This is a genomic window from Nocardioides pini (assembly GCF_026712185.1).
Lineage (GTDB): Bacteria > Actinomycetota > Actinomycetes > Propionibacteriales > Nocardioidaceae > Nocardioides > Nocardioides pini.
On record NZ_JAPPUX010000004.1, the window covers coordinates 533,316 to 556,621 of the forward strand.

The window sequence follows — 23,306 nt, forward strand, 5'->3', positions numbered from 1 at the left end:
CTCAGGCGAGGGTCTGGGTGATCTCCCGGGTGTCGCCGTCGACCGCGACCCGGGCGAGCGCCCCGTTGACCAGCGGCAGGTGCGGCGGCACGTGCCCGATCTCGAGGTCCCACACGATCGGCAGGTCGAGGCGGCCGAGGGCGTCGAGCACCGCCTCCCGCTGGGTCAGGTCGGCGTGGTCGGGCGCGTTGGTGCGACCGACCAGCACGGCGGCCGCCCGGTCGAACCACCCCGCCAGCCGCAGGGAGTGGAGGTAGCGGCAGATGTTGACCGCGTGCTCCTCGCACGCCTCGACGTAGACGATCGTGGGCTCGTCCAGGCCCTCGGCCCACGCCCGCACGTCGCCGTACGGCGTGCCCGCGAGGTTCGCGATCGTCTCCGCGCAGCCGCCGACCAGCCGGCCGGTGACGTCCAGGCGACCGCCGCCCTCCACCTCCCAGCCGCCCTCGCCGACGTGTCTCCACTCGGTGGCGCGCACGTCCTCCTCGAACCTCACCCACTCGGCGACGAGGCCGGAGTCGCGCTGCACGAACGGGCCGGGTCCACCGGCGAGGTCGAGCCAGTGCAGCAGGCCGTCGGGGACGGCGTACGGCGTGTCCGCGAGGTTGTCGCCGTGGAGGGTCGCCCAGCCGAGGCGCGTGGTGAGGGGCACGAGGACGGTGGACATGTCCGAGTAGCCGACGAGCCAGGTGGGCTCGGCGTCGGCGAGGGCGTCCCAGTCGAGCAGGTCGACCATGTCGATCGCGGTCTCGCCGCCCCACGGGGGCACGACGCAGTGGATCGCGGGGTCGGCGAGCATCCGGGTCAGCTCGGCCGCGCGCTGCTCCGCCGGGGCCGAGGTGAGGCCGTCGCCGTAGAGGCACTCCCCCACCACGACGTCGTACCCACGTCCGCGCAGCCAGTCGAGGCAGAAGTCGATCCGCGCCGCCGAGGGCCCCTCGACGCCGGCGGACGGCGCGGTCACCGCGACGCGGTCGCCGGGGCGGAGCGGGGCCGGGAAGCGGAGTGGTCGGGCCATGACCCGAGTCTGTCACTGTGTGTCCATGGGTTTCGGTGACGCCGTGCAGCAGGCCATCCACGCAGGGACCGGCGTCCCGCGGCTCTACGTCGCGGCGACCAGGGCGGGCCTCGGCCCCTCGGACGCGTTCGAGGTGCTGCGCATCTCGCAGGCCGCCCTGCAGGCGGCCGCGAGGCACGGGCGCGGGATCCCCGGTCGCACCAACGCGATGCGGCACTTCATGTGGCAGGCGGTCCTCACCGCGCGCTTCGGGCTGGAGACCGCCCGGTCGATCGCCGCCGCGCAGGAGGCCGGCACCCCGAACCGGCGTGACTCCCGGGTCGACGAGCACAACAACGCGGCCGGGCAGGCCTACGGGTCCGAGCACGCCTCGGACCTCGCTGGGCTGACGCCGTCGGAGGCGATGACCAGCCTGGTGCCCGTGGCGCTGGGCCTGTGGGAGAGCGGGGAGCTGGTCTGGGTCATGCCCAGGTCGTGAGGCCCTCGCGGTCGTGCTCGCCGCCCGGCCACACCGCGCGCACCACGCCCGCCGCCGCGAGCGCCTTGCGGCAGCCCGGGCACGGCGGGTCGGTGATGTAGGCGGTCGCGCCCTTCGTGTCGCGCGTCGCGAACAACAGGGCGTTGACCTCGGCGTGGATGGCGATGCAGAAGCCCTCCGTGCCCGGCCGGTCGTAGTCGCCCAGCCCGGGCACGACGTCGTACCTGAGCTGCCCGCGCGGGCACGCCCCGGCCAGGCAGTCGTCCTCACCCGGCGCCGCCCCGTTGTAGCCGGTCGCGATGATGCGGTGGTCGATGGTGAGGACCGCGCCCACGCGGCGACGCGTGCACTTGGCCCGGGCGGCGACGGCGTCGGCGATGCCGAGGAAGTAGTCGTCCCAGCCGGGGACGGTCTGCAGGTCGCTGCTCACGGGAGCACAGACTGCCCGATCTCGCCGGGGTTGTAGGCGACTTCCCAGCGGAAGCTGTCGGGATCGGCGAAGTAGCCGGTGTAGCCGCCCCAGTCCCGCTCGACCGGCTCGCCGATCTCCTTGGCGCCGGCGGCGGCCGCCTGCTCCAGGACGGTGTCGACGCCCCGCTTGGTGGCGACGTTGTGGGCGAGGGTGATGGGGGGTACGCCGCCGCGCGCGGGGTGGTGGCCGACCTCGTCGACGAAGAAGGACTCGGCCCAGAGGCTCAGCACCACCTTCTCCGCGACCCGGAACATGAGCACCTCCCCGGCCTCGTGCAGCTCGGGCTCCCAGCCGAGGCCGTCGACGTAGAACTTCCGGGAGGCCTCGAGATCGGTCACGACGAGGGTGATGAAGCTGACGCGCTGGTCCATCTCATGCCTCCTGCTGCTGGTCGGGCGCCGGCGGTCGGGCTGCCAGGCGCGTGCGCTGGCGGCCCGTGTCGTCGAAGTTGTCGTCATCGAGCCACGCGTCGAGCGCCGCGCGCACGCGCGGCCACTCGAGGTCGGTGATCGAGAACCAGTCGGTGTCGCGGTTGCGGCCCTTGTAGACCAGGGCGTTGCGGAACCGGCCCTCCCAGATGAAGCCGAGCCGGATCGCGGCCCGGCGCGACGGGGCGTTGAGGCTGTCGCACTTCCACTCGAGACGGCGGAAGCCGAGGTCGTCGAAGACGTGGCGCATGAGCAGCGCCATCGCCTCGGTCGCGGCCCGGCTGCGCTGCAGCTGCCGCCCGAAGATGATCCCGCCGACCTCGATCGAGCCCGTCGCCGGATCGATGCGCATCAGCGAGCATAATCCGACGGCCGCGTCGACCTCGCGTGCCACGATCGCGAAGGACACCACCGCCGGCGCGTCGACCATGTTCTCGACGATCGCGGCCAGCTCCTCGCGCGTGCGTGGCCGCTCCCAGACGGAGTAGGTCCACAGCGGGTCGTCCGCCTCGCGGCACAGTGCGGTGAACAGGTCGTCGACGTGCTGCAGCCCGATCGGCTCGAGCCGGACCCCCCGGCCCTCGAGCACCACGTCCTTCGCCGGCGCGGTCGCCCCCGTCCACTCGACGGGTCGCCCCAGCGGCTGGCCGTGGTCGTTGGTCGACCGGGTCCGGGTCGCCGAGAGCCGCACCCCCACCGGACCGGTCATCGCAGCGCCTCCGCCACCGCGGCGATGCCGCGCTCGACCTCGTCGAAGGAGGTGGACAGCGGGGACAGGCCGATCCGCAGGCCGCCGGGGTCGCGGTAGTCGGGGATCACGTCGCGCTCCCACAGCACCGCGGTGACCTCACGCATCCGTTCGTGGTGCAGCGTGACGTGACCGCCGCGCCGGTCGGGGTCGCGTGGCGAGGCGAGGGTGACCTCGGGCAGGGTCGCATCGGCGAGCTCGACGGCGTACGACGTCAGGGCGACGGACTTGGCGCGGATCGCCTCGATGCCGGCCTCCTCGACCAGCTCGAGCATGTCGCGCATCGCCACCATCCCGAGGATCGGCGGGGTGCCGGAGATGAACCTGCGGATGCCGGGCGCCGGGGTGTAGCCCGGTCCCATCAGGAACGGGTCGGCGTGGCCCATCCAGCCCTGGATCGGCTGGGTGAGCACGTCCTGGAGGCGTGCGTTGACGTACCCGAAGGCCGGGGAGCCCGGTCCGCCGTTGAGGTACTTGTAGGTGCAGCCGACGGCCAGGTCGGCGCCCCACTCGTCGAGGGCGACGGGCACGGCGCCGGCGGAGTGGCACAGGTCCCACAGCACCAGCGCGCCGGCGTCGTGGCTGATGCGCGTGAGCTCCGGCGCGTCGGCGAGCCAGGCCGAGCGGTAGGCGACGTGGTTGAGCACGACGAGGGCGGTGCGCTCGCCTACCGCCTCGCGGAGCTGGTCGGCGGTGACGCCCTCGGCCGTGTCGACCTCGATCCACCGCAGCGTGAGCCCGCGCTCGGCAGCGATGCCCTCGGCGACGTAGCGGTCCGTCGGGAAGTTGTCGGTGTCGATGACGATCTCGGTGCGGCCGGGATCGGTGCGCACCGCGTGGTCGACGGCGGCACGCATCAGCTTGTAGAGCCACACCGTGGTCGAGTCACCGACCGCTGTCTGCCCCGCCGCGGCACCGAGGCATATCCGGGCCAGGTCGTCGCCGAGCGTCGTCGGCAGCTCCATCCACTGCTCGTCCCAGCCACGGATCAGGCGGCCGCCCCAGTCGTTCTCGACGAACGCTCCGAGCCGTTCGGCCGTCGCGGCGACGGGTCGGCCGAGGGAGTTGCCGTCGAAGTAGACGAGGTCGCTCGCGGCACCGACGAAGCGGTCGCGGAAACGGGCGAGCGGGTCGGCGGCGTCGAGCTCGGCTGCGCCGGGATGGATCGGAGTGGTCACCACGGCAACCTATCGGCCGCCCGTTCCGTGCGGTGGGTCCGGCCGGGCGTCAGTAGCAGACCGCGCCGTGGGCGGCGCTCTGGACGACCTTGCGGTACTTGCCGAGGACGCCACGGGTGTACTTCGGCGGCAGCGGCTCCCAGCCCTCGGCCCGCGCGGCCAGCTCGGCCTCGTCGACGTGGACGTCGAGGGTCATGTTGGCGACGTCGAGGGTGATCTGGTCGCCGTCGCGCAGGAACGCGATGGGACCGCCGTCGCTCGCCTCGGGGGCGATGTGGCCGACGCAGAGGCCGGTGGTGCCGCCGGAGAAGCGACCGTCGGTGATCAGCAGGACGTCCTTGCCGAGGCCGGCCCCCTTGATCGCCCCCGTGATGGCGAGCATCTCGCGCATCCCGGGACCGCCCTTGGGGCCCTCGTAGCGGATGACGACGACGTCGCCGGCGGTGATGGCGCCCTCGGCGAGCGCGTCGAGCGCCTTGCGCTCGCCGTCGAAGACCCGAGCCGTGCCGGTGAACGTCGAGTCGTCGAAGCCTGCGCTCTTCACGACCGCCCCCTCGGGAGCGAGCGTGCCCTTGAGGATGGTGAGTCCGCCCGTCGCGTGGATCGGCCGGTCGAGCTGGCGCAGGATCTCGCCGTCGAGCGGCTTCGGGTCGAGGTCGGCGAGGTTCTCGGCCATCGTCTTGCCGGTGCAGGTGAGCACGTCGCCGTGGAGGTGGCCGCCGTCGAGCAGGGCGCGCAGCAGCACCGGGATGCCGCCGACGCGGTCGAAGTCGGTCCACACGAAGCGGCCGAACGGCTTCATGTCGGCCAGGTGCGGGACCGTGCGGCCGATGCGGGTGAAGTCGTCGAGCGTCAGGTCGACCTCGGCCTCGCGGGCGATGGCCAGCAGGTGGAGGACGGCGTTCGTCGAGCCGCCGAGCGCCATCGCCATCGCGATCGCGTTCTCGAAGGCGGGGCGGGTCATGATCTGGCGGGCGGTGATGCCCTGGCGCAGCATGTTGACGACCGCCTCGCCCGACTTGTGCGCGAAGCCGTCACGCCGGCGGTCCACCGCTGGCGGGCTCGAGCTGCCGGGCAGGGACATGCCGAGCGCCTCGGCGACGCTGGCCATCGTGTTGGCGGTGTACGCCCCGCCGCAGGCGCCCTCGCCCGGACAGATCGCGCGCTCGATCTCGTCGACCTTCTCGCGGGTGATCTTGCCGGCCAGGCAGGCACCGACGGCCTCGAATGCGTCGATGATGGTGACGTCCTTGCCGTCCACCTGGCCCGGCATGATCGTGCCGGCGTAGAGGAAGACGCTGGCCAGGTCGAGCCGCGCGGCGGCCATGAGCATCCCCGGCAGCGACTTGTCGCAGCCGGCGAGGAGCACGGAGCCGTCGAGGCGCTCGGCCATCATCACCGTCTCGACCGAGTCGGCGATGACCTCGCGGCTGACGAGCGAGAAGTGCATGCCCTCGTGGCCCATCGAGATGCCGTCGGAGACCGAGATCGTGCCGAACTCCAGCGGGAACCCGCCGCCCGCGTGCACCCCGTTCTTCACGGCCTTGGCGAGCCGGTCGAGGGACAGGTTGCAGGGGGTGATCTCGTTCCAGCTCGACGCCACACCGATCTGGGGCTTCTCCCAGTCGTCGTCGCCCATGCCCACGGCGCGCAGCATGCCCCGGGCCGCAGCCTTCTCGAGCCCGTCGGTGACGTCGCGGCTGCGGGGCTTGATGTCGGGTCCGTCGGCTGCGTGAGTCATGCCTGCAGGCTAGTGGTCGCGTCCTGCTTCCTCGGCCGGTGTCTCATCGCGGTCGCGGAGGGTGGGTCAGGCCGCCGGCCGCTGGAACCGTGCCTCCCGTCGCTCGTCCAGGAAGCGCACCTCGGCGGCCAGCTGCCCCAGCGCCGGATGGTCGTCCGGAGTGCCGTGCAGCTCGCGCTCGACCCGCTTCCAGAACGACGAGAGGCGGTAGCGCACCGCCGGGTCCCCCGTCCGCCTCGACCTGTCACGACAGGCGAAGGCCTCGACGGACGTCATGGCCCGCAGGCGCCGCGGGACCCACCATCCCGTCGCCCGCAGGTCGACGTGCGCCGGGTAGCGGCTGCCCCCGTGGGTGCGAGCGCCGTCGGCACGCATCGGCCCGACCTCCTGCCCGTCCTCGTCGAGGACGGTCGCGCGCAGCCTGGCGAGCTGCAGCAGCCGCTCGACCACACACGCACGCGGGCTCGTACGACCTGTCTCCCACCGCGCCACCACCGACTGCGACACCTTCAGGATCGCGGCCAGGCCACGCTGGGAGACGTTGAGGATGCGCCTGACCCGGCGGACCATGCCGGGGATCCCGCCGTCGAACGGACCCATGAACCAGTAGTCGCGCTCGGCCTGCGACCGGTTGGCCAGGCAGTCCCAGGTCGCCGCGTCGTCCTGCGCCGTACCAGCCTGCTGCTCCTCGTCCTGCTGACCCACCCGTTCCATGGCCCCGCCTCTCCGTACCGGCACCCGCGGTCGGGCGCCCCGTACTCCCAGCCCAGCGGTCAGCACCCACAACGGTCAGCCGTCGTCCACAGACGCCGTTCCCGTGCCCGCGAGGAACCGGGCTGTGGATGCTGTGTGGCCCGATCCGGGCAGCACCGGTTCACGAGGTCACCCCCGCTGGCCCGCCCTTCCCGCCCGTGCTTGCCCATGAGTCGCTCAGGGACTCACCGGCAAGAGGCGAGGCGTACGAGTGCGAGCGGGGCAACGGGGCCTTGAGTCGCTGGGAGACTCACCGGCCAGTGCGGGCGACGGGGCGGTCAGGCGCCCCGCTCGGCCTGGGCCTTGAGGTCGGCGAGTCCGCGGTCGAAGTCCTTGGCGATCGCCTTGTCGAAGAAGAGCTTGCCGCCCACCGACATGATCGCGCTGCGGGTGCCGGTCATCGTCCAGGTGACGTCGGTCGCCTCGCCGACCGGTGCGAGGTCGAAGCGGGTGACGTTGGTGGCCTTGAAGGGCTTGAGGAAGACCAGGTCGACGACGACCGAGGTCGCGGTGGACCCGGTCATGGTCATCTCGCCCTCGCCGGCCTTCCTGTTGCCGGCCCAGCGGTACGTCGAGCCGACACCGTGGTCCGGGCCCGAGTACTGCCGGTCGAGGCCGGGGTCGAGCCCCTCCCAGGGCGACCACTTCTGCCATTCGCGGAAGTCGTCGAGGAGGGCGTGGATCCGGTCCGGGGACGCCTGGATGCGGGTGCTCCGCGAGAGGGAGAAGTCGGCCATGGCGCGAGGGTAGACCTCAGCGGGGGCGCGGCGTGGGCGTCACGTCAGATCCGCGCGGCACGGACCACGAGGACGTCAGGGAGGTCCTTGTGGATCTCCTGCCACGACGCTCCCTCGTCGGGCGAGGCCCAGACGCCGCCGTTGCGGCCGCCGAAGTAGAGGCCGTGCTGGTCGTGGTCGTCGGCGCAGAGGGCGTCGCGCATGACGGCCGTGTAGTAGCCGTCGGGCAGGATCCCCTCCCCGAGCGGCTCCCAGGTCGAGCCGGCGTCGGTGGTGCGGTAGACCCGCGCCTTGCCGTCCACCGGCCAGCGGGCCTCGGCCCCGGTGATCGGGAAGTTGTAGGCCGTGCCGGCGCGGTGGGGGTGGGCGACCATCGCGAAGCCGAACTCGGTCGGCAGCCCCGGGGCGATGTCCTGCCAGGACGCGCCCCCGTCGTCGGAGCGGTAGACGCCACCGTGGTTCTGCAGGTAGAGCCGCTCGGGGTCCACGGCGTCCCGCGCGACCTTGTGCACGCACTGGCCGAACTCGGGGTAGTTGCGCTCACCGGGGAAGAACTCCGCCTTCACGCCGGTGTTCGACGGCGCCCACGACGAACCGCCGTCATCGGTGACGTACACCCCGCCCGTGGACAGCGCCGCCAGCACGCGTGAGGGGTCCGACGGGTGCGGGAGGATCGTGTGGAACGCCTGGCCGCCGAAGCCCGCGTTCCACTCGGGGCGGTGCGGGTGGTCCCACAGGCCGCGGACGAGCGAGAAGGTCTCGCCCCGGTCCTCCGAGCGGAAGACCGCGCCGGGCTCGGTGCCGGCCCAGACCACGTTGTCGTCGCCGTCCGCCGACGGGCCGGGCGTCAGCTGCCACACGCGGGCCAGGGTGGCGCCCGTGTCCTCGGGGAAGCGGGCGGCGCCGTTCGGCGTCTCGTCCCAGGTGGCCCCGAGGTCGTCGGAGCGCCAGACCTGCGGGCCGAGCCAGCTCGACGAGGCGCCCGCGAGCAGCCGCGGCGTGCTGCCGCGGGTGTCGATCATGACGGAGTAGACCTGCTCCATCGGGAAGTGCGGCCCCGTCCAGTCCCACGACGTGCGGGCCTCGTCCGACGTCCCGAGCCACATGCCCTTGCGGGTTCCGACCATGAGCAGCGTGCGCGACATCGGGCCTCCACGGCGGCGGGTTGGATGACTATTCCGATTAGGAACACTACTCTCGAGGAGCGATGAGTCAAGACGTCCCGGTGACGGGCTACGCGATCCTCGGCCTCCTCACGTTCGGCGACGAGCTGACGGGGTACGAGATCAAGCAGCGCGCCGACATCACCCTCCGCTTCTACTGGGTCTCCCCCGCGATGAGCCAGATCTACACCGAGCTGCGACGCCTCACCGGGCTCGGGCTGGTGCGGGCCGACGCGCGAGCGGACGGCGGCCGCGAGGTGACGACGTACGCCATCACCGACGCCGGCGAGCGGGCGCTGAAGGAGTGGATGGACCGGACGCCCGCCGGCTTCCCCGTCCTCAAGCACACGGTGCTGCTGCGGCTGCTGATCGGGCACGCGAGCGAGCCCGGGCAGACCCGGCGCATGCTCCTGGACTACCTGGCCGAGCTGGAGCGGGCCACGACCGACCTCACGGAGGTGCGGGAAGCCCTGCGGGGGGCGGACCGGCCGGGCGAGCCGTTCCGGTTCCCCTCGCTGGTCGCGGACTGGGGCCTCGACTACTTCGCCGCCGAGGGCCGTCACGCACGCCGCGCGCTGGACAGCCTCGAGGACGGCGAGCCTCGCTGAATAGTCTTGCCGGGTGACCCAGCGACCGAGCTCGACCCTGCTCGGACCGGTCGGCCTCGTCCTGGTCGGGATCCTCTCGGTCCAGGTCGGCGCGGCGATCGCCAAGGGCCTGTTCGGGGAGATCTCCCCGACCGCGATGGTGTGGCTGCGCCTGGTGACGAGCGCGCTCGTGCTCGCCGTGGTCGCCCGGCCGCGGTTCTCCGGCCGCACGCGGCACGACTGGCTCGTCGTGCTCGCCTTCGGGGGCAGCCTCGCGACGATGAACTGGGCGATCTACCAGTCGTTCTCCCGGATCCCGCTCGGCATCGCGGTGACGATCGAGTTCATCGGCCCGCTGTCCCTGGCCCTCCTCGGCTCGCGGCGGGCGCGTGACCTGGTGTGGGTGCTGCTGGCCGGCATCGGGGTCGCCCTGCTCGGCTTCCAGCGGACCGGGCTCGACCTGGCCGGCGTCGGGTACGCCCTGCTCGCCGGCGCCGCGTGGGCGGCGTACATCCTGCTCAGCGCGAGCACCGGGCGGCGGTGGGCCGGGTTCGACGGGCTCGCCGTGGCGAGCATCGTCGCGGCGGTCGCGATGACGCTGCCGGCGCTGCTGAGCGCGGGTACGTCGCTGTGGGACGGGCGCGTGCTCCTGATCGGTGCGCTCGTGGGGGTGCTCAGCTCGGTCATCCCCTACAGCTGCGAGCTCGTCGCGCTGCGCAGCCTGCGGCCTGCGGTGTTCGGCATCCTGATGAGCCTCGAGCCGGCCGCTGCGGCGCTCGCCGCGATCGTGGTGCTGCAGGAGCACCTGTCGCCCCTCCAGTGGCTGGCCATCGGCTGCGTCGTCGCCGCGTCGATCGGGGCCACCCGCTCCGGGTCGGCCCCCGGTGAGCCCCCCGGCCATCGCGGCGAGGAGCATTCGGCCGCACCCGGCACACTGGCCACATGACGGGGGCGACATGACGAGCGGCCGCACACGATCGCGTCTGGCCGTCGGCGCGCTGGTCCTCACGCTCGGAGCCGCGTCCGGATGCTCCTCCGACGGCACCGACGCCGAGCCGATCCCCCGTGTCACCCAGCCCACCGACCTGCCGAGCCAGCCGACTCCCACGGACGGCCAGACCGACGGCGAGTCCGCGCCCGGCGCGCCGCCGGGGACCCGCGGCGGGCCGCCGGAGGTCGTCGACACGCTCGTCCGGGGGCTCGAGGTCCCGTGGGGCGTGGACTTCCTGCCGGACGGCGACGCCGTCGTCACGGAGCGGATCTCCGGTCGGGTGGACCGCGTCTCGGCGGACGGCGAGGTGACGCCCCTCGGCACGCTCCCGGACGCCGTCCCCCAGGGCGAGGCCGGCCTCCTCGGCGTCGCGGTGTCCCCGGACTTCGTCACCGACCAGACGCTGTTCTTCTACCTGACGACCGGCACCGACAACCGCGTCGTCCGCACGCGGCTCGACGGCTCGCGGCTAGGAAGGACGACGGTCGTCCTCGACGGCATCCCCGCCGGCTTCATCCACGACGGCGGCCGGATCGCCTTCGGCCCCGACGGCGACCTCTACGTGACGACCGGCGAGACCGGTGACCCCGAGCTCGCCCAGGACCCGCGGAGCCTGGCCGGCAAGATCCTCCGCATCACCCCCGACGGCGAGCCCGCCCCCGGCAACCCCGACCCCGACTCCCCGGTCTGGTCGCTGGGCCACCGCAACGTGCAGGGCCTCGCGTGGGACGACGAGGGACGCCTGTGGGCCTCCGAGTTCGGCGACTCGACGTGGGACGAGCTCAACCTCGTCGAGAAGGGCGGCAACTACGGCTGGCCGCGTGTGGAGGGGGCCGGCGGCGGGTCGTCGTACATCGACCCGCAGCTCGTGTGGCCGGTCGACCAGGCCTCGCCGAGCGGGCTCGCCTTCGCGGACGGCCACCTGTGGATGGCCGGCCTGCGGGGCCAGCGCCTGTGGCGCATCCCGGTGTCCGCCGGCGGACAGGCGGCGAAGCCCCGGGCGTTCCTCACCGAGGAGTACGGACGGCTGCGCACCGTGGCCGCCGCACCCGACGGCCTGCTGTGGCTGACGACCTCCAACCGCGACGGGCGCGGTGAGCCCACGCAGGCCGACGACCGGATCCTCCTCGTCCGGCCCTGACCCGCGTCGGCGGCCTCAGCCCGGACGTACGACGGCGCGGCGGGCGGCGCGGCGCAGCGTGGTGAGGATCGCCGGTCCGAGCACGGCGATCGCGATGCCGGTGGTGATCGCCCGCCCGGTGTCCCAGCCGCCGGTCGACGTCAGGAGCGTGTAGACGAGGAACCGGTGCGCGTTCTCCAGCACCGGCGCACCGGCGACGTAGGCCAGCGCCCCCTCGTGCCCGGGAACCACGATGCCCAGGGTGAACGGCCAGAAGCTCAGGTTCATCAGCATGCCGTAGAGGTAGGACGCGACCACCGCGTAGGCGATCAGCATCACGATCTCCGCGCGGCCGGTCACCCGCCGCGGCAGCAGGCCCGCGCCCATGCCGACCCAGGCCGCGCACATCATCTGGAACGGCAGCCACGGCCCGACGCCCGCGGTCAGCAGCGCCGAGGCGAACAGCGACGTGCAGCCGAGCACGAAACCGAACCCGGCCCCGAAGACGCGACCGCCCAGCACGAGGAGGAAGAAGACCAGCTCGATGCCGGCGGTCCCGGCGCCGAGGCCACGCATCACCGCGTTGATCGCGGAGAGGACCCCGAGGACGGCCAGCACCCGGGAGTCCATGCCGCCCTCCCCCATCTCGGCGAGCACGACGACCATCACGAGCGGGAGCAGGGCCAGGAAGATGAACGGTGGCTCGACCCGGTCACCGGGCTGGGCCACCAGCAGCAGCGGCCAGCACAGCATCATCAGGCCGCCGAGCGAGGCGAGGACCAGCACCGCGGCCGTCCGCGGGCCGATCGGGAGGGCGACCGCCGGCGGGGTCGACGTCCGGGTGCGCTCGAGGATGCTCATGGGCGTCCCGCTCCCGTGCGCGCCAGTGCCGCGGCGACCTCCTCGACCACCAGCCACGGCGGTCCGAGGACCTTGGTGACCTGCGGCGCGAATGACGGCGACTCGGCGAGCACGCGTCGCGGCGTGCCCTGCGAGACGATCTCGCCCTCGGCCATCACGACGACCTCGTCCGCGACGTGAGCGGCGAACTCGACGTCGTGCGTGGCGAGGAGGACCGCGTGGTCGTCGGCGGCGAGGTCGGCGACGATGCGCGCCAGCTCCGCCTTGCCGGCGTAGTCGAGGCCGCGGGTCGGTTCGTCGAGCAGCACGACCGGGGGACGGGCGGTGAGGATGATGGACAGCGCGAGCGCGAGCCGCTGCCCCTCCGAGAGGTCACGCGGGTGGACCGTCTCGTCGATCCCCGGGGCGAGCCGGTCGAGGAGCCCCCGGCAGGTCCCGGGCTCGGCCTCGGCCCCCGCGTCGGCGGCGGCGCACTCCTCGGCGACCGTCTCGAGGTAGAGCAGGTCGGCGGCGGTCTGCGGCACGAGCCCGACGCGCGGACGCCGTTCGGAGGGCGCCAGCTCGGACGGGTCGTCGCCGGCGACGTCGACCGTCCCCGAGCGTCGCCTGCCGGTGCCCTGCAGCGCCCAGATCAGGCTGGACTTGCCGGAGCCGTTGCGACCCATGAGGACCGTGACCTGCCCCGACGCCAGCGTGAGGTCGACCCCGCGGACGGCGACGTGCGAGCCGTGGACCACGGTGACGCCCCGTGCGGCGAGCAGCGGCTCGGCTGCCGACGCCGACGTCGGCTCGGGCGGTGCCACGTCGGGCAGCGACCGGGCCAGGCGACGTGCGTCGCGCACGGTCAGGGGCAGCGGGTCCCAGCCGACGAGGCGGCCGAGGTGGACGAGCGGCGGCGCGACCGGCGAGTCGACGAGGATCCGGTGCGGCTCGTCGACCCGGATGCCACCGTCACCGGTGACGAGGCAGATGCGGTCGGCGAACGGGACCACGCGCTCGAGCCGGTGCTCGGCGAGGAGGACGGTCAGGCCGAGGTCGTGGACCAGGCGGGTGATGGTCGCCAGGACCTCCTCGGCCGCGGTCGGGTCGAGGGCGGAGGTGGGCTCGTCGAGGACCAGCACGCGCGGGTGGGTGGTCAGCACGGCCCCGATGGCGACGCGCTGCTGCTGCCCGCCCGAGAGCGTGCGCAGGTCGCGCGAGCGCAGGTCGGCGATGCCCAGCAGGTCGAGCGTCTCCTCGACCCGGCGACGCATGGTCTCCGGGGCGGTCCCGAGCTGCTCCATGCCGTACGCCAGCTCCTCCTCGACCGTGTCGGCGACGAACCCGGCGAGCGGGTCCTGGCCGACGTAGCCGACGAGGTGCGCCCGCTCCCGTGGCGGCTGGTCGACGATGCTCTGCCCGTCGAGGAGGACGTCGCCGGTGAGCACGCCGCCGGTGAAGCGCGGCACGAGGCCGGTGACGATGCCGAGGAGCGTGGACTTGCCGACGCCGGTCCGGCCGGACACGAGGACCAGCTCGCCCTCCTCGAGCGAGAGGTCGACGCCGGCCAGCACCTGGTGCTGGTCGTAGCGGAAGCCGATGTCGCGCAGCTCGATCACACCGTGGCCGTTCACGCCATCACCTCGCGTCGGACCGGGGCGGTGGCCGGGACGGGGGTCGCGACCGCGGGAAGGGCGCCGAGGACGCCCAGCGCGAGGGCGAGCGGCGAGAGGTACGGGACGACGTCCACGCCGGGGTAGGCCACGACGACCTGCGTGTGGCTGACGTACCAGCCGAGCACGGCGACGGCGACGCCGACACCCACGGTCAGGAGCTCGGCCCCCCGCCACGCGTCGGGCCGGTAGCGGGTGCGCTGCACCCGCCGCCCGGCGCTCGCGAGTCCGACGACCGCGACCGCCACACCCGCGGCGAGCATCGGCAGCGCGAGGACCTGCGGGGCGGTGGGGTCCAGCCAGGCGTACGTCCCGACGCAGATGCCGGTCAGGGCGAGCAGCAGCAGGGACCCGGTCACCCACCGCTCCCGCACGCTCGCGCCCCCGGAGCGGCCGTAGCCGCGGGTGTCCATGCCGGCCGCCAGGGACAGCGAGCGCTCGAGCGCGTCCTCGAGGACCGGCACCAGGAAGCGCCGGAGCCGTCCGACGCCGCTGGTGGCGCCGCCGCGCAGCGCCTGCGCCGCCCGGACCCGGCGCGCACTCTCCGCGAGCTGGGGGAAGATCGTCACCGCGACGACGAGGGCCGTGCCGATCTCGTAGAGCGCCGGCGGCACGGAGGCGAGCACGCGCTTGGGGTTGGCCAGCGAGTTGGCGGCGCCCACGCAGATGATGATCGCGGCGAGCCGGAGCCCGTCGTACAGGCCGGCCAGCGCGGCCTCGCTGGTGACCGGGCCGAGCAGCCGGATGCCCGCCGCCCAGTCCGGCAGCGGGATCTCGGGCAGGTCGAGGAGCACGTGGCCGATCTCCTGGCCTCCGAAGACGATCCGGAAGACCACACGCATCACGACGGTGAACAGCGCGAGCAGCACGTAGAGCCGGAACGACCGGCCGAAGGGGTGACCGGACCGACGCGCCATCACCACCACCGTCGCCGACCCCATGATGAGGAGCAGCAGCAACGGGTTGGTGGTGAGGGAGGCCGCCGTGGCCAGCCCGATCGCCCAGGCCCACCAGGCGAGCGGATGCAGGTCACGCGGCAGTGCCGTCGGTCCGGTCACGGCGCGTCAGACCCCCCGTCTACGACGCGCCACGACCGCGCTCCCCGCGATGGCGACCACGAGGAGCCCGAGCACGCCCCAGGTGAGGGCCGCCGGCACCCGGGCAGGAGTGCCCGCCTGCGGGTCGGTCGCCTCGGAGGACGCGCTCGGCACTGAGTCCCCCGGAGACTCAGCGGCGGAACCGGAGGCGTCGCCCCCGGAGCTGGACGGTGAGTCGCTGGGAGACTCACCGCGGTCGGAGCCCTTGTCGGACGCCTTGTCGGACGCCTTGTCGGCTCCCTCGTCGGCCCCCTTGTCACCCTTGCCGTCGCCGGTCTCCCCGGCCCCTCCCGGGCCGGCGCTGCGCTGTGAGTCTCCTGGAGACTCACTGGCAAGGGGCGCCTGGGAGGGCGTCCCGGACGCGGACGGAGACGCCGACGAGGACGTCGACGGGCTGGACGAGGGGCTCGACGAGGGGCTGGAGCCCGAGCCGCCGGAACCACCCGAGCCACCGGACGGCGAGGACGGGCTGCTGGGCTGGGACCCACCGCCCGCGCCGGAGCCCGACCCCGAACCGCCGCCGCCGCCACCCGACCCGCCACCCGAGCCGCCGCCCGGGCTGGGCGAGGAGGTCGGGGACGACGTCTGCGACGGGAAGGACGTGGGCGAGGGCGAAGGGGTCGAGCTGGGGGTCGACGTCTTCGTCACCGGAGGAGCGACCCCCGGTGGAACGCTGGACCCGGCGGCGCGGTCCTGCTGCCACGACCAGGCGACCGAGCCCCCGGCCGGGACGGTCAGCGACCCCACGCCGTAGGACGAGTACGTCCACGACGCCGTGGACCCGTCGGCCCACCACAGGCCCCAGTAGGCGTTGGCCGGCGAGGCGTTGACGCACGGGTCGCTGGCGGGGACCCCGTTGACGCGGCACACGAACCCGGGCTGGCGGGTCGCATAGGTGATCCCGACCCCGACCGAGGCGAAGATCGCCGCGGCGCTCTTGCCGCCACCGTCGGCCGAGCAGGCGGTGACCATGCCGCCCCCGAGCTCGCGGTAGTCGACCACGACGCTGACGCCGCCCGAGGAGGCACACGTGGCGGCGCTCGCCGCCGGGGCCGACCCGAGGGCGAGCCCCGGGGCGGCCACCAGCAGGAGCGCGGTGAGCACGCGGCGCACGGCGTACGTCGTCATCGCAGCGTCACGCCCCTCGAGCCGGAGCGCAGGGCGGGGAACTGGCCCACCGCGCGCACGCGCACCCTGGCCCGGCCGTCCGGCAGGGCCACGCGGGCGACGAAGCGACCCTTGGCGTTGGCGCGACCCTTCGCGAGCGTCCGACCGGCGACGATGACCTTCACCTTCTCCCGGGCAGCGAGTCGACGGACCAGCACGCGGGTGCGTGGACCGTCACCGGCGAGGGTCGAGACCTTGAGCCGGCGCTTGCCGAGGACGCGGACCTCGGCACCGACCTGGCCGGCGGAGCCGACGAGCACGTAGGCAGCGGTCGTGGTGGTCGTCGGGAGGGTGACCGACCGGGTCAGCGCACCGTCCGATGCCGCGACGACCGTGGTGTCCGACAGGCCGGGGCCGCGGAGCACGAAGCGCGCGCCCGCGGCGGCGCCGAGGACGTCGAGGGCGACCTTGCTGCCGGCCTTGCGGAACCCGGCGGGGGCGGCGAGACGGACCCCGGCGACCGAGCCGCGGGCGTCAGGCTGCACCACCGCGACGGTGTGCGAGGTCGCGCCGTCGCGACCGGTGAGGGTGTACGTCGCCCCGCCGGCCGTGGCGGGGAGGGTGACCTTGCTGCTCAGCGTGCGGTCCGAGCCGACGACGACCGTGCGGCTGCCCTGGATGCCGGGGCCGGTGAGGCAGAACCGGTCGCCCACGGCGCCACCGGTGGCGGTGAGGGTGGCGGTGCCGCTCGTCGCGGTGCCGGTCGAGGTCACCGTCAGCGCCTTCGCGGAGCCGCGCGCGTGCGTCAGTCCGGCCACGGCCTGGACCGTGGCGCGCCACCACTGGTCACGAGCCGCGCCGATGCCGCTCGCGGAGGCGCTGTCCATCGCGGTCCTGTCGTAGGCCAGGGCGCCCTCCTCGCCGGCGAGCGGCGAGCTCGCGGGCTGCGGACCGACCTGGAGCGCGCTCACCCACTCGGCCGCGCGGCCGGCCTGCTCGCAGGTCCCGGCGGCCGCGAGGGCGCTGGCTGCGAGCCCGGTGCTGTTGGTGTTGGGGTCGGGCGTGAACGCGCTGCCGACGAAGGATCCGTCGGCCTTCTGCGTGGCGGCGAGCCAGGCGACCGCCTTGGCGATCGCGGCGTCCACGGCGGCGGGCCGCGGCGAGGTGGCGGCCAGCTGGCTGACGACGAACGCGGTGGTGTCGGTGTCGGTGGGGTCGGTGCCCTCGACGCACGACTGGTCGGCCGCCGACGCGTCGGTGGTGAAGAAGACCCGGAAGAAGCCGGAGGAGCACTGCTGCTTCAGCAGGAAGTCGGTCGCCGCGGCGGCCTTGCCGGAGCCGGCCGCCGAGAGCCCGCGCACGGCGAGCGCCTGGCCGAAGCTGTTGGCGTAGTCGCCGTAGGCGGACAGGTCCGCGAGACGGCCCGCGCTGGGACCACCCTCGGTCACCCGTGCCTCGGTCTCGGCGACCAGGTCGAGCCCGCCATAGGCCCGCGGGTCGGCGCCGGACACCTGGGCGAAGACGAGCGACTTGGCGAGGGAGCCCGAGTAGCGCTCCGTGGGCGCCGGGGCGGCGTACTCCTGGATGCGCGTGGAGAGCGCCGAGCGGATCTGGCGGACCAGGGCCTGGTCGCCGCCGACCTCGTCCATGCTGAGCCCGATGTCCATCGTCATGCCGAGGTCGTCGAAGTCGTAGGTGTCGTTGTGGATGACACCGTCGGTGAGCTGGGTGGCGAGCCACCCGGTGCCGGCGCGCGCGGCGCTGGTGGCCGGGGCGTCCGTCGCGGCCTGGGCCGGGGCGAGCAGGGGTTGCGCCACCGCGGTGGCGGCGACCGAGAGGGCGAGACCCGACAGGGCCGTCCTCGACAGGGAGAACTTCATGGTTCCTTCCCTCGCTGCAACAACGAGGGAGGCGGAATGCACCGGCTCGCCCCGCTGCATTCCTCGACAGCGATGGTGATAAGACGCGTCGAGGCGGGTGTTCCGGCTCGCACGGGATCGCTCCCGTGCCCACGGTTGCGGGTCAGCGTCGGTTTCGGACCGACTTTCCCCACCTCGGGCGTGTGTGGTGCCGACCCGGTCGGGTGCGGCGAGCGCAGCCTAGCCCCGCCTCGGCCCGGAGCGCACGTCGGCCCGGCGTCCCTGAGATGGGAGGGACGCCGGGCCGATCGTGTTCAGCTGGTGGAGCGGGTGTGACTCAGTTGCGCACCAGGATGGTCGTACGGGCCTCGTCGTCCGAGGTCTTGACCAGACCGACGCGACGCTGGTTGCCCGTCGGCAGCTGGAGCTTGCGCACGATCTTGGTGCCCTTCGTCTTGCCCTTGACGCGGCGGAAGTCGCCCTTGACCTGCATGCAGGCGCTCTCGCCGGGCGCCAGCCCGTAGACGCGGAACTGGACGCGCTCGCCGGCCCGGGCCTGCTTGCGCACGGACTCGATGCGGAACCTGTCCTTGCTCGCCGGGGCGAACTGCAGGCCGAGGATCGCCTGGGCCGTGGCGCGGCGCCACTCGTCACGGGCCTCTGCGGGGATGCCGGTGGCCTTCGCTGCCTTGGACCGGTCCTTGCGGAAGGCGACGGCACCGGTGTCCTTGGTCAGCGCCGTGCGGCACTTGTACTTGTCGACCGGCTGGTTCTTGCGAACCCAGAGCGCAGCCTTCTGCGCGGCGTCGGACTGACGCATCAGGCCGAGCGCGTACCCACCGAGGGCGGTGGTGTTGGTGTTGATCTGCGCACCGTCACCGGAGCTGCGCAGGGCACCGCTGTTGCGCTGCTTGTCGATCATCCAGGCGCTGGCCTTGTCCAGGGCGGCCTTGACCGCCGGGGAGTTGTCGTGCGACTCGATCAGGTTGATCATCGCGAGCGCGGTGGCGTCCGTGTCGGACGAGCTGCCGGGCGCGCCCTCGGTGCACGACTGGTTGGGGACGTTGGCCTTCTCGAAGTTGAGCCGGAAGTAGCCCGACGCGCACTGCTGCTTGAGCAGGAAGTCGCGAGCCGCAGCCGCCTCGGTCGACCGGGCGAGCGACAGCTCGCGTACGGCGTAGGACTGGCCGACGACGTTGGCGTAGTTGCCGTCCGCCGACTTGTCGAAGATCCGACCGGCGATGGCAGCAGCCTGCGGCTCAGCGGCCGGGTCTGCGGGCACGTTGGCCGTGCGCTCCTCGAGGCGGGCGACGAGGTTCTTCCCGCCGTAGTCGATCGGGCTCTCACCGGCTGCGCGGGCGAAGGCCGCGGCCTTGCCGAGCGCTCCCGCGTAGGACTCCTTCGTCCCGTCACCGACGTACTCGTCGACGCGCGGCTTGAACGCGGCGTTGATCGCCGCGACCCCGGACTCGTGGCCCGGGACGCTGTGCAGGGCCAGACCGGTGTCGAGGGTCAGGCCGAAGTCGGGGCCGTTGCTGCCGACCATCAGCCCGTTGGCGAGCTCGTCGGTGATCCAGTCGGCCGCGACGGTGGACGGGGTGCTGTCGGTATTGATGCCCGCCTTGGCACTGCGCAGGGCCGACGAGGTGTCGGCGGTGGCGGGCGGAGCGGCGAGCACTCCTGCCCCGAGGGCGACCGTCGACAGGGCGACGGCCGCGGTTCGGATGGGTCGAATGCGATGGTGCATGACTTCCTTCCCGCTCGCGCGGGGTCCCACGACGGCACGCAGCCGCCAGCCCCCTTGTGGCACGAGCGTTTCGTTGGTGATGTGACCAATGTGACGCGTCACCACCGTAACAAGTTGTCTAGACCATGCAATTCGTCAGGAGAGCTTCTCCAGGATCAGCTCGCGCACCCGTCCGGCGTCGGCCTGGCCGCGCATCTCCTTCATCACCGCGCCGATGAGGGCACCCGCGGCCGCCACCTTGCCGTCGCGGATCTTGTCGGCGACGTCGGGGTTGGCGGCGATCGCGTTGTCCACGGCCGCACCGAGCGCGCCGTCGTCGGACACCACCGCCAAGCCGCGCTTGTCCACGACCTCGTCGGGCGTGCCCTCTCCCGCGAGGACACCCTCGAAGACCTGGCGGGCGAGCTTGTCGTTGACGACCTTCTCGTCCACCAGCGCCTGGATGCGGGCCACGTCGGCCGGGGTGATCGGCAGGTCGACGAGGTCGACGCCGTCCTCGTTGCTGCGGCGGGCGAGCTCGCCGAGCCACCACTTGCGGGCGGCCTGCGGAGCCGCCCCCTCCGCGATGGTCTGCTCCACGAGCCCGAGCGCACCGGCGCCGATCGTGTCGCGCATCTCCATGTCGCTGAAGCCCCACTCGGCCTGCAGGCGCGCGCGGCGCACGGTCGGGTTCTCCGGCAGCGTCCCGCGCAGCTCCTCGACCCACTCGCGACTCGGCGCGACGGGCACGAGGTCGGGCTCGGGGAAGTAGCGGTAGTCCTCCGCGTCGGACTTCTCCCGCCCGCTGGTGGTGATGCCGGTGTCCTCGTGCCAGTGACGGGTCTCCTGGAGGATCGAGCCGCCGCCGCTGAGGATCGCGGCGTGCCGCTGCATCTCGTAGCGCACCGCCCGCTCGACCGAGCGGAACGAGTTGACGTTCTTCGTCTCCGTGCGGGTGCCGAGGGTGCCGCTGCCCTTGGGCGAGAGCGACAGGTTGACGTCGGCGCGCAGGTTGCCCTGGTCCATCCGGGCCTCGGAGACGCCGAGCGCCACGATGAGCTCGCGCAGCTGGGCGACGTAGGCCCGGGCGACCGCGGGCGCCTTCTCGCCCGCGCCGAGGATCGGACGGGTCACGATCTCGATGAGGGGGATGCCGGCGCGGTTGTAGTCGACCAGCGAGTAGTCGGCGCCGTGGATGCGACCGGTCGAGCCACCGACGTGCAGCGACTTGCCGGTGTCCTCCTCCATGTGGGCGCGCTCGATCTCGACGCGGTAGGTCTCCCCGTCCACGTCGACGTCCATGTAGCCGTCGAAGCAGATCGGCTCGTCGTACTGCGACGTCTGGAAGTTCTTCGGCATGTCCGGGTAGAAGTAGTTCTTCCGGGCGAACCGGCACCACTCGGCGATGTCGCAGTTGAGCGCGAGGCCGATGCGGATGGCCGACTCCACCGCCTTGCCGTTGACCACCGGCATCGCGCCGGGCAGGCCCAGGCAGGTCGGGCACACGCCCGCGTTGGGCTCGCCGCCGAAGACGGCCGGGCAGCCGCAGAACATCTTGGACGCGGTGTTGAGCTCGACGTGGACCTCGAGGCCGAGGGCCGGGTCGTAGGCCTCCAGCACGTCGTCGAAGGGCATGAGGTCCTCGGTGCGGGTCGCGGTCATCGGGCTGCTCCTGCCAGGACGGGGGCCTTGTCGAGGAGCGGACCGCCCCACTGGTCGGCGTGCAATGCCTCGAGGGCGGCACCGACGCGGTAGACGCGGTCGTCGGCCAGGGCCGGCGCGAGCACCTGGAAGCCGCTGGGCAGGCCGTCCTCGTCGGCGAGGCCGTTGGGGACGGAGATCCCCGGGACGCCGGCGAGGTTGGCCGGGATGGTGGCGAGGTCGTTGAGGTACATCGCCATCGGGTCGTCGAGCTTCTCCCCCAGCTTGAACGCCGTCGTGGGGGCGGTCGGCGAGACCAGCACGTCGACGTCGGCGAAGGCGGCGTCGAAGTCGCGGCTGATGAGCGTGCGGATCTTCTGGGCCTGGCCGTAGTAGGCGTCGTAGTAGCCGCTCGAGAGCGCGTAGGTGCCGAGGATGATGCGGCGCTTGACCTCGTCACCGAAGCCGGCGTCGCGCGTCGCGCGCATGACCTCCTCGGCGCTCGGGTCGCCCTCGGGGGTCACCCGCAGGCCGTAGCGCATCGCGTCGAACTTCGCGAGGTTGCTGGACGCCTCGGCCGGCAGGATCAGGTAGTAGGTGGCGAGGGCGTGCACGAACGACGGGCACGACACCTCGACGACCTCGGCGCCCGCCGCGACCAGCAGGTCGACCGACTCCTGGAAGCGTGCCATCACACCGCCCTGCCAGCCCTCGCCGGCGAGCTCGGTGATCACGCCGACCTTCACCCCGCTCATGTCCGCGGTGGCGCCGGCCCGTGCCGCCTCGGTGAACGAGGGCCAGTCCTGCTGGATGGAGGTGGAGTCACGCGGGTCGTGGCCGCCGATCACGTCGTGGAGCATCGCCGCGTCGAGCACGGTGCGGGTGACGGGGCCGGCCTGGTCGAGGCTGTTGGCGAGCGCCACGAGGCCGTAGCGGGACACGCCGCCGTAGGTCGGCTTCACGCCGACGGTGCCGGTGACGGCGCCGGGCTGGCGGATGGAGCCACCGGTGTCGGTGCCGATGGCCAGCGGTGCCTCGAAGGCGGCGACGGCGGCGGCCGAGCCGCCGCCCGAGCCGCCGGGGATGCGGTCGAGGTCCCACGGGTTGCGGGTGGGCCCGTAGGCGGAGTGCTCGGTGGAGGAGCCCATCGCGAACTCGTCCATGTTGGTCTTGCCCAGGATCGGCAGGCCGGCCTCGCGCAGCCGCGCGACGACGGTGGCGTCGTAGGGCGGGACCCAGCCCTCGAGGATCTTCGAGCCACAGGTGGTCGGGAGCCCGCGGGTGGTCAGGACGTCCTTGACCGCGATCGGTACGCCGTCGAGCGGGCCGCGTGCCTCGCCGCGGGCGCGGCGGGCGTCGGAGTCGGCCGCGTCGGCGAGGGCGCCGTCACGGTCGACGTGCAGGAAGGCGTGCACGGCACCGTCCACGGCGTCGATGCGGTCGAGGTGGGCCTCGGTGAGCGCGACGGAGGTGACCTCGCCGGCGGCGAGACCCTCGGCGAGCGCGGCAGCCGTGCTGCGGGTCAGGTCGCTCATCACGCCTCCTCGCCGAGGATCCGCGGGACGGAGAACCGCTGGTCCTCGACGGCGGGCGCGCCGGACAGCGCCTCCTCGGCCGTCAGGCCCGGCACCACGACGTCCTCGCGGAAGACGTTCGTCAGCGGGAGGGCGTGCGAGGTGGGCGGCACGTCGTCCCCGGCGACCCCGTTGATCGAGGCCACCGACTCGAGGATGACGCTCAGCTGGGGCGCCAGGTGGTCGAGCTCGGCGTCGGAGAGGTCGATGCGGGCGAGCATGGCCAGGTGGGCCACCTCGTCCCGGGAGATCTCAGGCATGGGTTGATCCTAGGTCCCCGCCCGGCCCGCGCCCGCGCCCGGTCGGGACCGTGGTCCTGATCGTCCCGCCCGGCCGGGATCACCGCCCCATGCGCCGGGAAGTGCCACCGGACGA

The 23,306-nt window shown here is 73.2% G+C and carries 22 protein-coding genes and 1 riboswitch; of the genes, 4 read left to right on the top strand and 18 right to left on the bottom strand.

Going from position 1 to position 23,306, the window contains the following annotated elements:
• Position 1: 1 nt before the first annotated feature.
• Entirely contained in the window at positions 2-1,018 is a 1,017-nt protein-coding gene (locus NYO98_RS15885; protein WP_268112707.1) for a S66 family peptidase, read from the bottom strand.
• 25 nt (positions 1,019-1,043) lie between these two features.
• Here NYO98_RS15885 and NYO98_RS15890 point away from each other — a divergent pair, with 25 nt between their 5' ends.
• A complete protein-coding gene (locus NYO98_RS15890; RefSeq protein ID WP_268112708.1) occupies positions 1,044-1,496 on the top strand; it encodes a DUF6973 domain-containing protein in 453 nt (150 codons plus the stop codon).
• On the opposite strand, the gene NYO98_RS15895 is transcribed toward NYO98_RS15890, so the two are convergent.
• The 8 genes from NYO98_RS15895 to NYO98_RS15930 form a co-directional block, all read right to left on the bottom strand.
• Positions 1,480-1,926, bottom strand: coding sequence for a deoxycytidylate deaminase (locus NYO98_RS15895; RefSeq protein ID WP_268112709.1), 447 nt, complete (start codon positions 1,924-1,926; stop codon positions 1,480-1,482). The genes NYO98_RS15890 and NYO98_RS15895 overlap by 17 nt on opposite strands.
• Positions 1,923-2,339, bottom strand: a complete 417-nt coding sequence (locus NYO98_RS15900; RefSeq protein WP_268112710.1) for a VOC family protein — start codon at positions 2,337-2,339, stop codon at positions 1,923-1,925. Before NYO98_RS15900 ends, NYO98_RS15895 begins: the two co-directional genes overlap by 4 nt.
• 1 nt (position 2,340) lies before the next feature.
• A complete protein-coding gene (locus NYO98_RS15905) occupies positions 2,341-3,105 on the bottom strand; it encodes a GNAT family N-acetyltransferase (protein WP_268112711.1) in 765 nt (254 codons plus the stop codon).
• Positions 3,102-4,322 (bottom strand): kynureninase, encoded by a 1,221-nt coding sequence (gene kynU, locus NYO98_RS15910; RefSeq protein WP_268112712.1) that lies wholly within the window; start codon positions 4,320-4,322, stop codon positions 3,102-3,104. Before kynU ends, NYO98_RS15905 begins: the two co-directional genes overlap by 4 nt.
• Positions 4,323-4,371: 49 nt before the next feature.
• Positions 4,372-6,063, bottom strand: a complete 1,692-nt coding sequence (gene ilvD, locus NYO98_RS15915) for a dihydroxy-acid dehydratase (RefSeq protein ID WP_268112713.1) — start codon at positions 6,061-6,063, stop codon at positions 4,372-4,374.
• Positions 6,064-6,129: 66 nt separating this feature from the next.
• The gene (locus NYO98_RS15920) at positions 6,130-6,777 is read right to left on the bottom strand and encodes a helix-turn-helix domain-containing protein (RefSeq protein ID WP_268112714.1); all 648 of its coding nucleotides are present in this window, start codon (positions 6,775-6,777) and stop codon (positions 6,130-6,132) included.
• Between the two features lie 317 nt (positions 6,778-7,094).
• Entirely contained in the window at positions 7,095-7,553 is a 459-nt protein-coding gene (locus NYO98_RS15925; protein WP_268112715.1) for an SRPBCC family protein, read from the bottom strand.
• 44 nt (positions 7,554-7,597) lie between these two features.
• Entirely contained in the window at positions 7,598-8,698 is a 1,101-nt protein-coding gene (locus tag NYO98_RS15930; protein ID WP_268112716.1) for a WD40/YVTN/BNR-like repeat-containing protein, read from the bottom strand.
• 62 nt (positions 8,699-8,760) lie between these two features.
• Here NYO98_RS15930 and NYO98_RS15935 point away from each other — a divergent pair, with 62 nt between their 5' ends.
• The 3 genes from NYO98_RS15935 to NYO98_RS15945 are packed head-to-tail and all read left to right on the top strand — an operon-like array spanning position 8,761 to position 11,435.
• On the top strand, positions 8,761-9,324 hold the full coding sequence (locus NYO98_RS15935; RefSeq protein ID WP_268112717.1) for a PadR family transcriptional regulator: 564 nt from the start codon (positions 8,761-8,763) through the stop codon (positions 9,322-9,324).
• A 13-nt stretch (positions 9,325-9,337) separates the two neighbouring features.
• The gene (locus NYO98_RS15940; RefSeq protein ID WP_268112718.1) at positions 9,338-10,249 is read left to right on the top strand and encodes an EamA family transporter; all 912 of its coding nucleotides are present in this window, start codon (positions 9,338-9,340) and stop codon (positions 10,247-10,249) included.
• Between the two features lie 10 nt (positions 10,250-10,259).
• Positions 10,260-11,435 carry a PQQ-dependent sugar dehydrogenase gene (locus tag NYO98_RS15945; protein ID WP_268112719.1) on the top strand — a complete coding sequence of 392 codons (1,176 nt, stop codon included), beginning with the start codon at positions 10,260-10,262 and terminating at the stop codon, positions 11,433-11,435.
• 15 nt (positions 11,436-11,450) lie between these two features.
• Here NYO98_RS15945 and NYO98_RS15950 read toward each other — a convergent pair whose 3' ends face one another.
• The 9 genes from NYO98_RS15950 to gatC form a co-directional block, all read right to left on the bottom strand.
• Positions 11,451-12,275, bottom strand: a complete 825-nt coding sequence (locus NYO98_RS15950; RefSeq protein WP_268112720.1) for an ECF transporter S component — start codon at positions 12,273-12,275, stop codon at positions 11,451-11,453.
• The gene (locus NYO98_RS15955; protein ID WP_407673938.1) at positions 12,272-13,873 is read right to left on the bottom strand and encodes an ABC transporter ATP-binding protein; all 1,602 of its coding nucleotides are present in this window, start codon (positions 13,871-13,873) and stop codon (positions 12,272-12,274) included. Before NYO98_RS15955 ends, NYO98_RS15950 begins: the two co-directional genes overlap by 4 nt.
• An 11-nt stretch (positions 13,874-13,884) precedes the next feature.
• Complete coding sequence (locus NYO98_RS15960) at positions 13,885-14,985, bottom strand: energy-coupling factor transporter transmembrane component T (protein WP_268112722.1); 1,101 nt, start codon at positions 14,983-14,985, stop codon at positions 13,885-13,887.
• A 6-nt stretch (positions 14,986-14,991) separates the two neighbouring features.
• Complete coding sequence (locus tag NYO98_RS15965) at positions 14,992-16,152, bottom strand: hypothetical protein (protein WP_268112723.1); 1,161 nt, start codon at positions 16,150-16,152, stop codon at positions 14,992-14,994.
• Positions 16,149-18,011 carry a hypothetical protein gene (locus NYO98_RS15970; protein ID WP_268112724.1) on the bottom strand — a complete coding sequence of 621 codons (1,863 nt, stop codon included), beginning with the start codon at positions 18,009-18,011 and terminating at the stop codon, positions 16,149-16,151. The genes NYO98_RS15965 and NYO98_RS15970 overlap by 4 nt, the downstream gene beginning before the upstream one ends.
• 75 nt (positions 18,012-18,086) lie before the next feature.
• Positions 18,087-18,202: riboswitch (cobalamin riboswitch) on the bottom strand.
• A 125-nt stretch (positions 18,203-18,327) separates the two neighbouring features.
• Positions 18,328-19,737: a prenyltransferase/squalene oxidase repeat-containing protein gene (locus NYO98_RS15975; protein WP_268112725.1), complete on the bottom strand. Its 1,410-nt coding sequence runs from the start codon at positions 19,735-19,737 to the stop codon at positions 18,328-18,330.
• Positions 19,738-19,872: 135 nt separating this feature from the next.
• The gene (gatB, locus tag NYO98_RS15980) at positions 19,873-21,378 is read right to left on the bottom strand and encodes an Asp-tRNA(Asn)/Glu-tRNA(Gln) amidotransferase subunit GatB (RefSeq protein WP_268112726.1); all 1,506 of its coding nucleotides are present in this window, start codon (positions 21,376-21,378) and stop codon (positions 19,873-19,875) included.
• Positions 21,375-22,892: an Asp-tRNA(Asn)/Glu-tRNA(Gln) amidotransferase subunit GatA gene (gene gatA / locus NYO98_RS15985; RefSeq protein ID WP_268112727.1), complete on the bottom strand. Its 1,518-nt coding sequence runs from the start codon at positions 22,890-22,892 to the stop codon at positions 21,375-21,377. The genes gatB and gatA overlap by 4 nt, the downstream gene beginning before the upstream one ends.
• The gene (gene gatC / locus NYO98_RS15990; protein WP_268112728.1) at positions 22,892-23,191 is read right to left on the bottom strand and encodes an Asp-tRNA(Asn)/Glu-tRNA(Gln) amidotransferase subunit GatC; all 300 of its coding nucleotides are present in this window, start codon (positions 23,189-23,191) and stop codon (positions 22,892-22,894) included. The genes gatA and gatC overlap by 1 nt, the downstream gene beginning before the upstream one ends.
• Positions 23,192-23,306 lie beyond the last annotated feature (115 nt).

Coding starts and splice junctions, on each gene's coding strand:
- NYO98_RS15950 (WP_268112720.1), bottom strand. CDS start 12,275: ATGAGCATCCTCGAGCGCACCCGGACGTCGACCCCGCCGGCGGTCGCC.
- ilvD (WP_268112713.1), bottom strand. CDS start 6,063: ATGACTCACGCAGCCGACGGACCCGACATCAAGCCCCGCAGCCGCGAC.
- NYO98_RS15945 (WP_268112719.1), top strand. CDS start 10,260: ATGACGAGCGGCCGCACACGATCGCGTCTGGCCGTCGGCGCGCTGGTC.
- NYO98_RS15935 (WP_268112717.1), top strand. CDS start 8,761: ATGAGTCAAGACGTCCCGGTGACGGGCTACGCGATCCTCGGCCTCCTC.
- NYO98_RS15900 (WP_268112710.1), bottom strand. CDS start 2,339: ATGGACCAGCGCGTCAGCTTCATCACCCTCGTCGTGACCGATCTCGAG.
- gatA (WP_268112727.1), bottom strand. CDS start 22,892: ATGAGCGACCTGACCCGCAGCACGGCTGCCGCGCTCGCCGAGGGTCTC.
- NYO98_RS15920 (WP_268112714.1), bottom strand. CDS start 6,777: ATGGAACGGGTGGGTCAGCAGGACGAGGAGCAGCAGGCTGGTACGGCG.
- NYO98_RS15975 (WP_268112725.1), bottom strand. CDS start 19,737: ATGCACCATCGCATTCGACCCATCCGAACCGCGGCCGTCGCCCTGTCG.
- gatC (WP_268112728.1), bottom strand. CDS start 23,191: ATGCCTGAGATCTCCCGGGACGAGGTGGCCCACCTGGCCATGCTCGCC.
- NYO98_RS15965 (WP_268112723.1), bottom strand. CDS start 16,152: ATGACGACGTACGCCGTGCGCCGCGTGCTCACCGCGCTCCTGCTGGTG.
- NYO98_RS15970 (WP_268112724.1), bottom strand. CDS start 18,011: ATGAAGTTCTCCCTGTCGAGGACGGCCCTGTCGGGTCTCGCCCTCTCG.
- gatB (WP_268112726.1), bottom strand. CDS start 21,378: ATGACCGCGACCCGCACCGAGGACCTCATGCCCTTCGACGACGTGCTG.
- NYO98_RS15890 (WP_268112708.1), top strand. CDS start 1,044: ATGGGTTTCGGTGACGCCGTGCAGCAGGCCATCCACGCAGGGACCGGC.
- NYO98_RS15885 (WP_268112707.1), bottom strand. CDS start 1,018: ATGGCCCGACCACTCCGCTTCCCGGCCCCGCTCCGCCCCGGCGACCGC.
- NYO98_RS15930 (WP_268112716.1), bottom strand. CDS start 8,698: ATGTCGCGCACGCTGCTCATGGTCGGAACCCGCAAGGGCATGTGGCTC.
- NYO98_RS15925 (WP_268112715.1), bottom strand. CDS start 7,553: ATGGCCGACTTCTCCCTCTCGCGGAGCACCCGCATCCAGGCGTCCCCG.
- NYO98_RS15905 (WP_268112711.1), bottom strand. CDS start 3,105: ATGACCGGTCCGGTGGGGGTGCGGCTCTCGGCGACCCGGACCCGGTCG.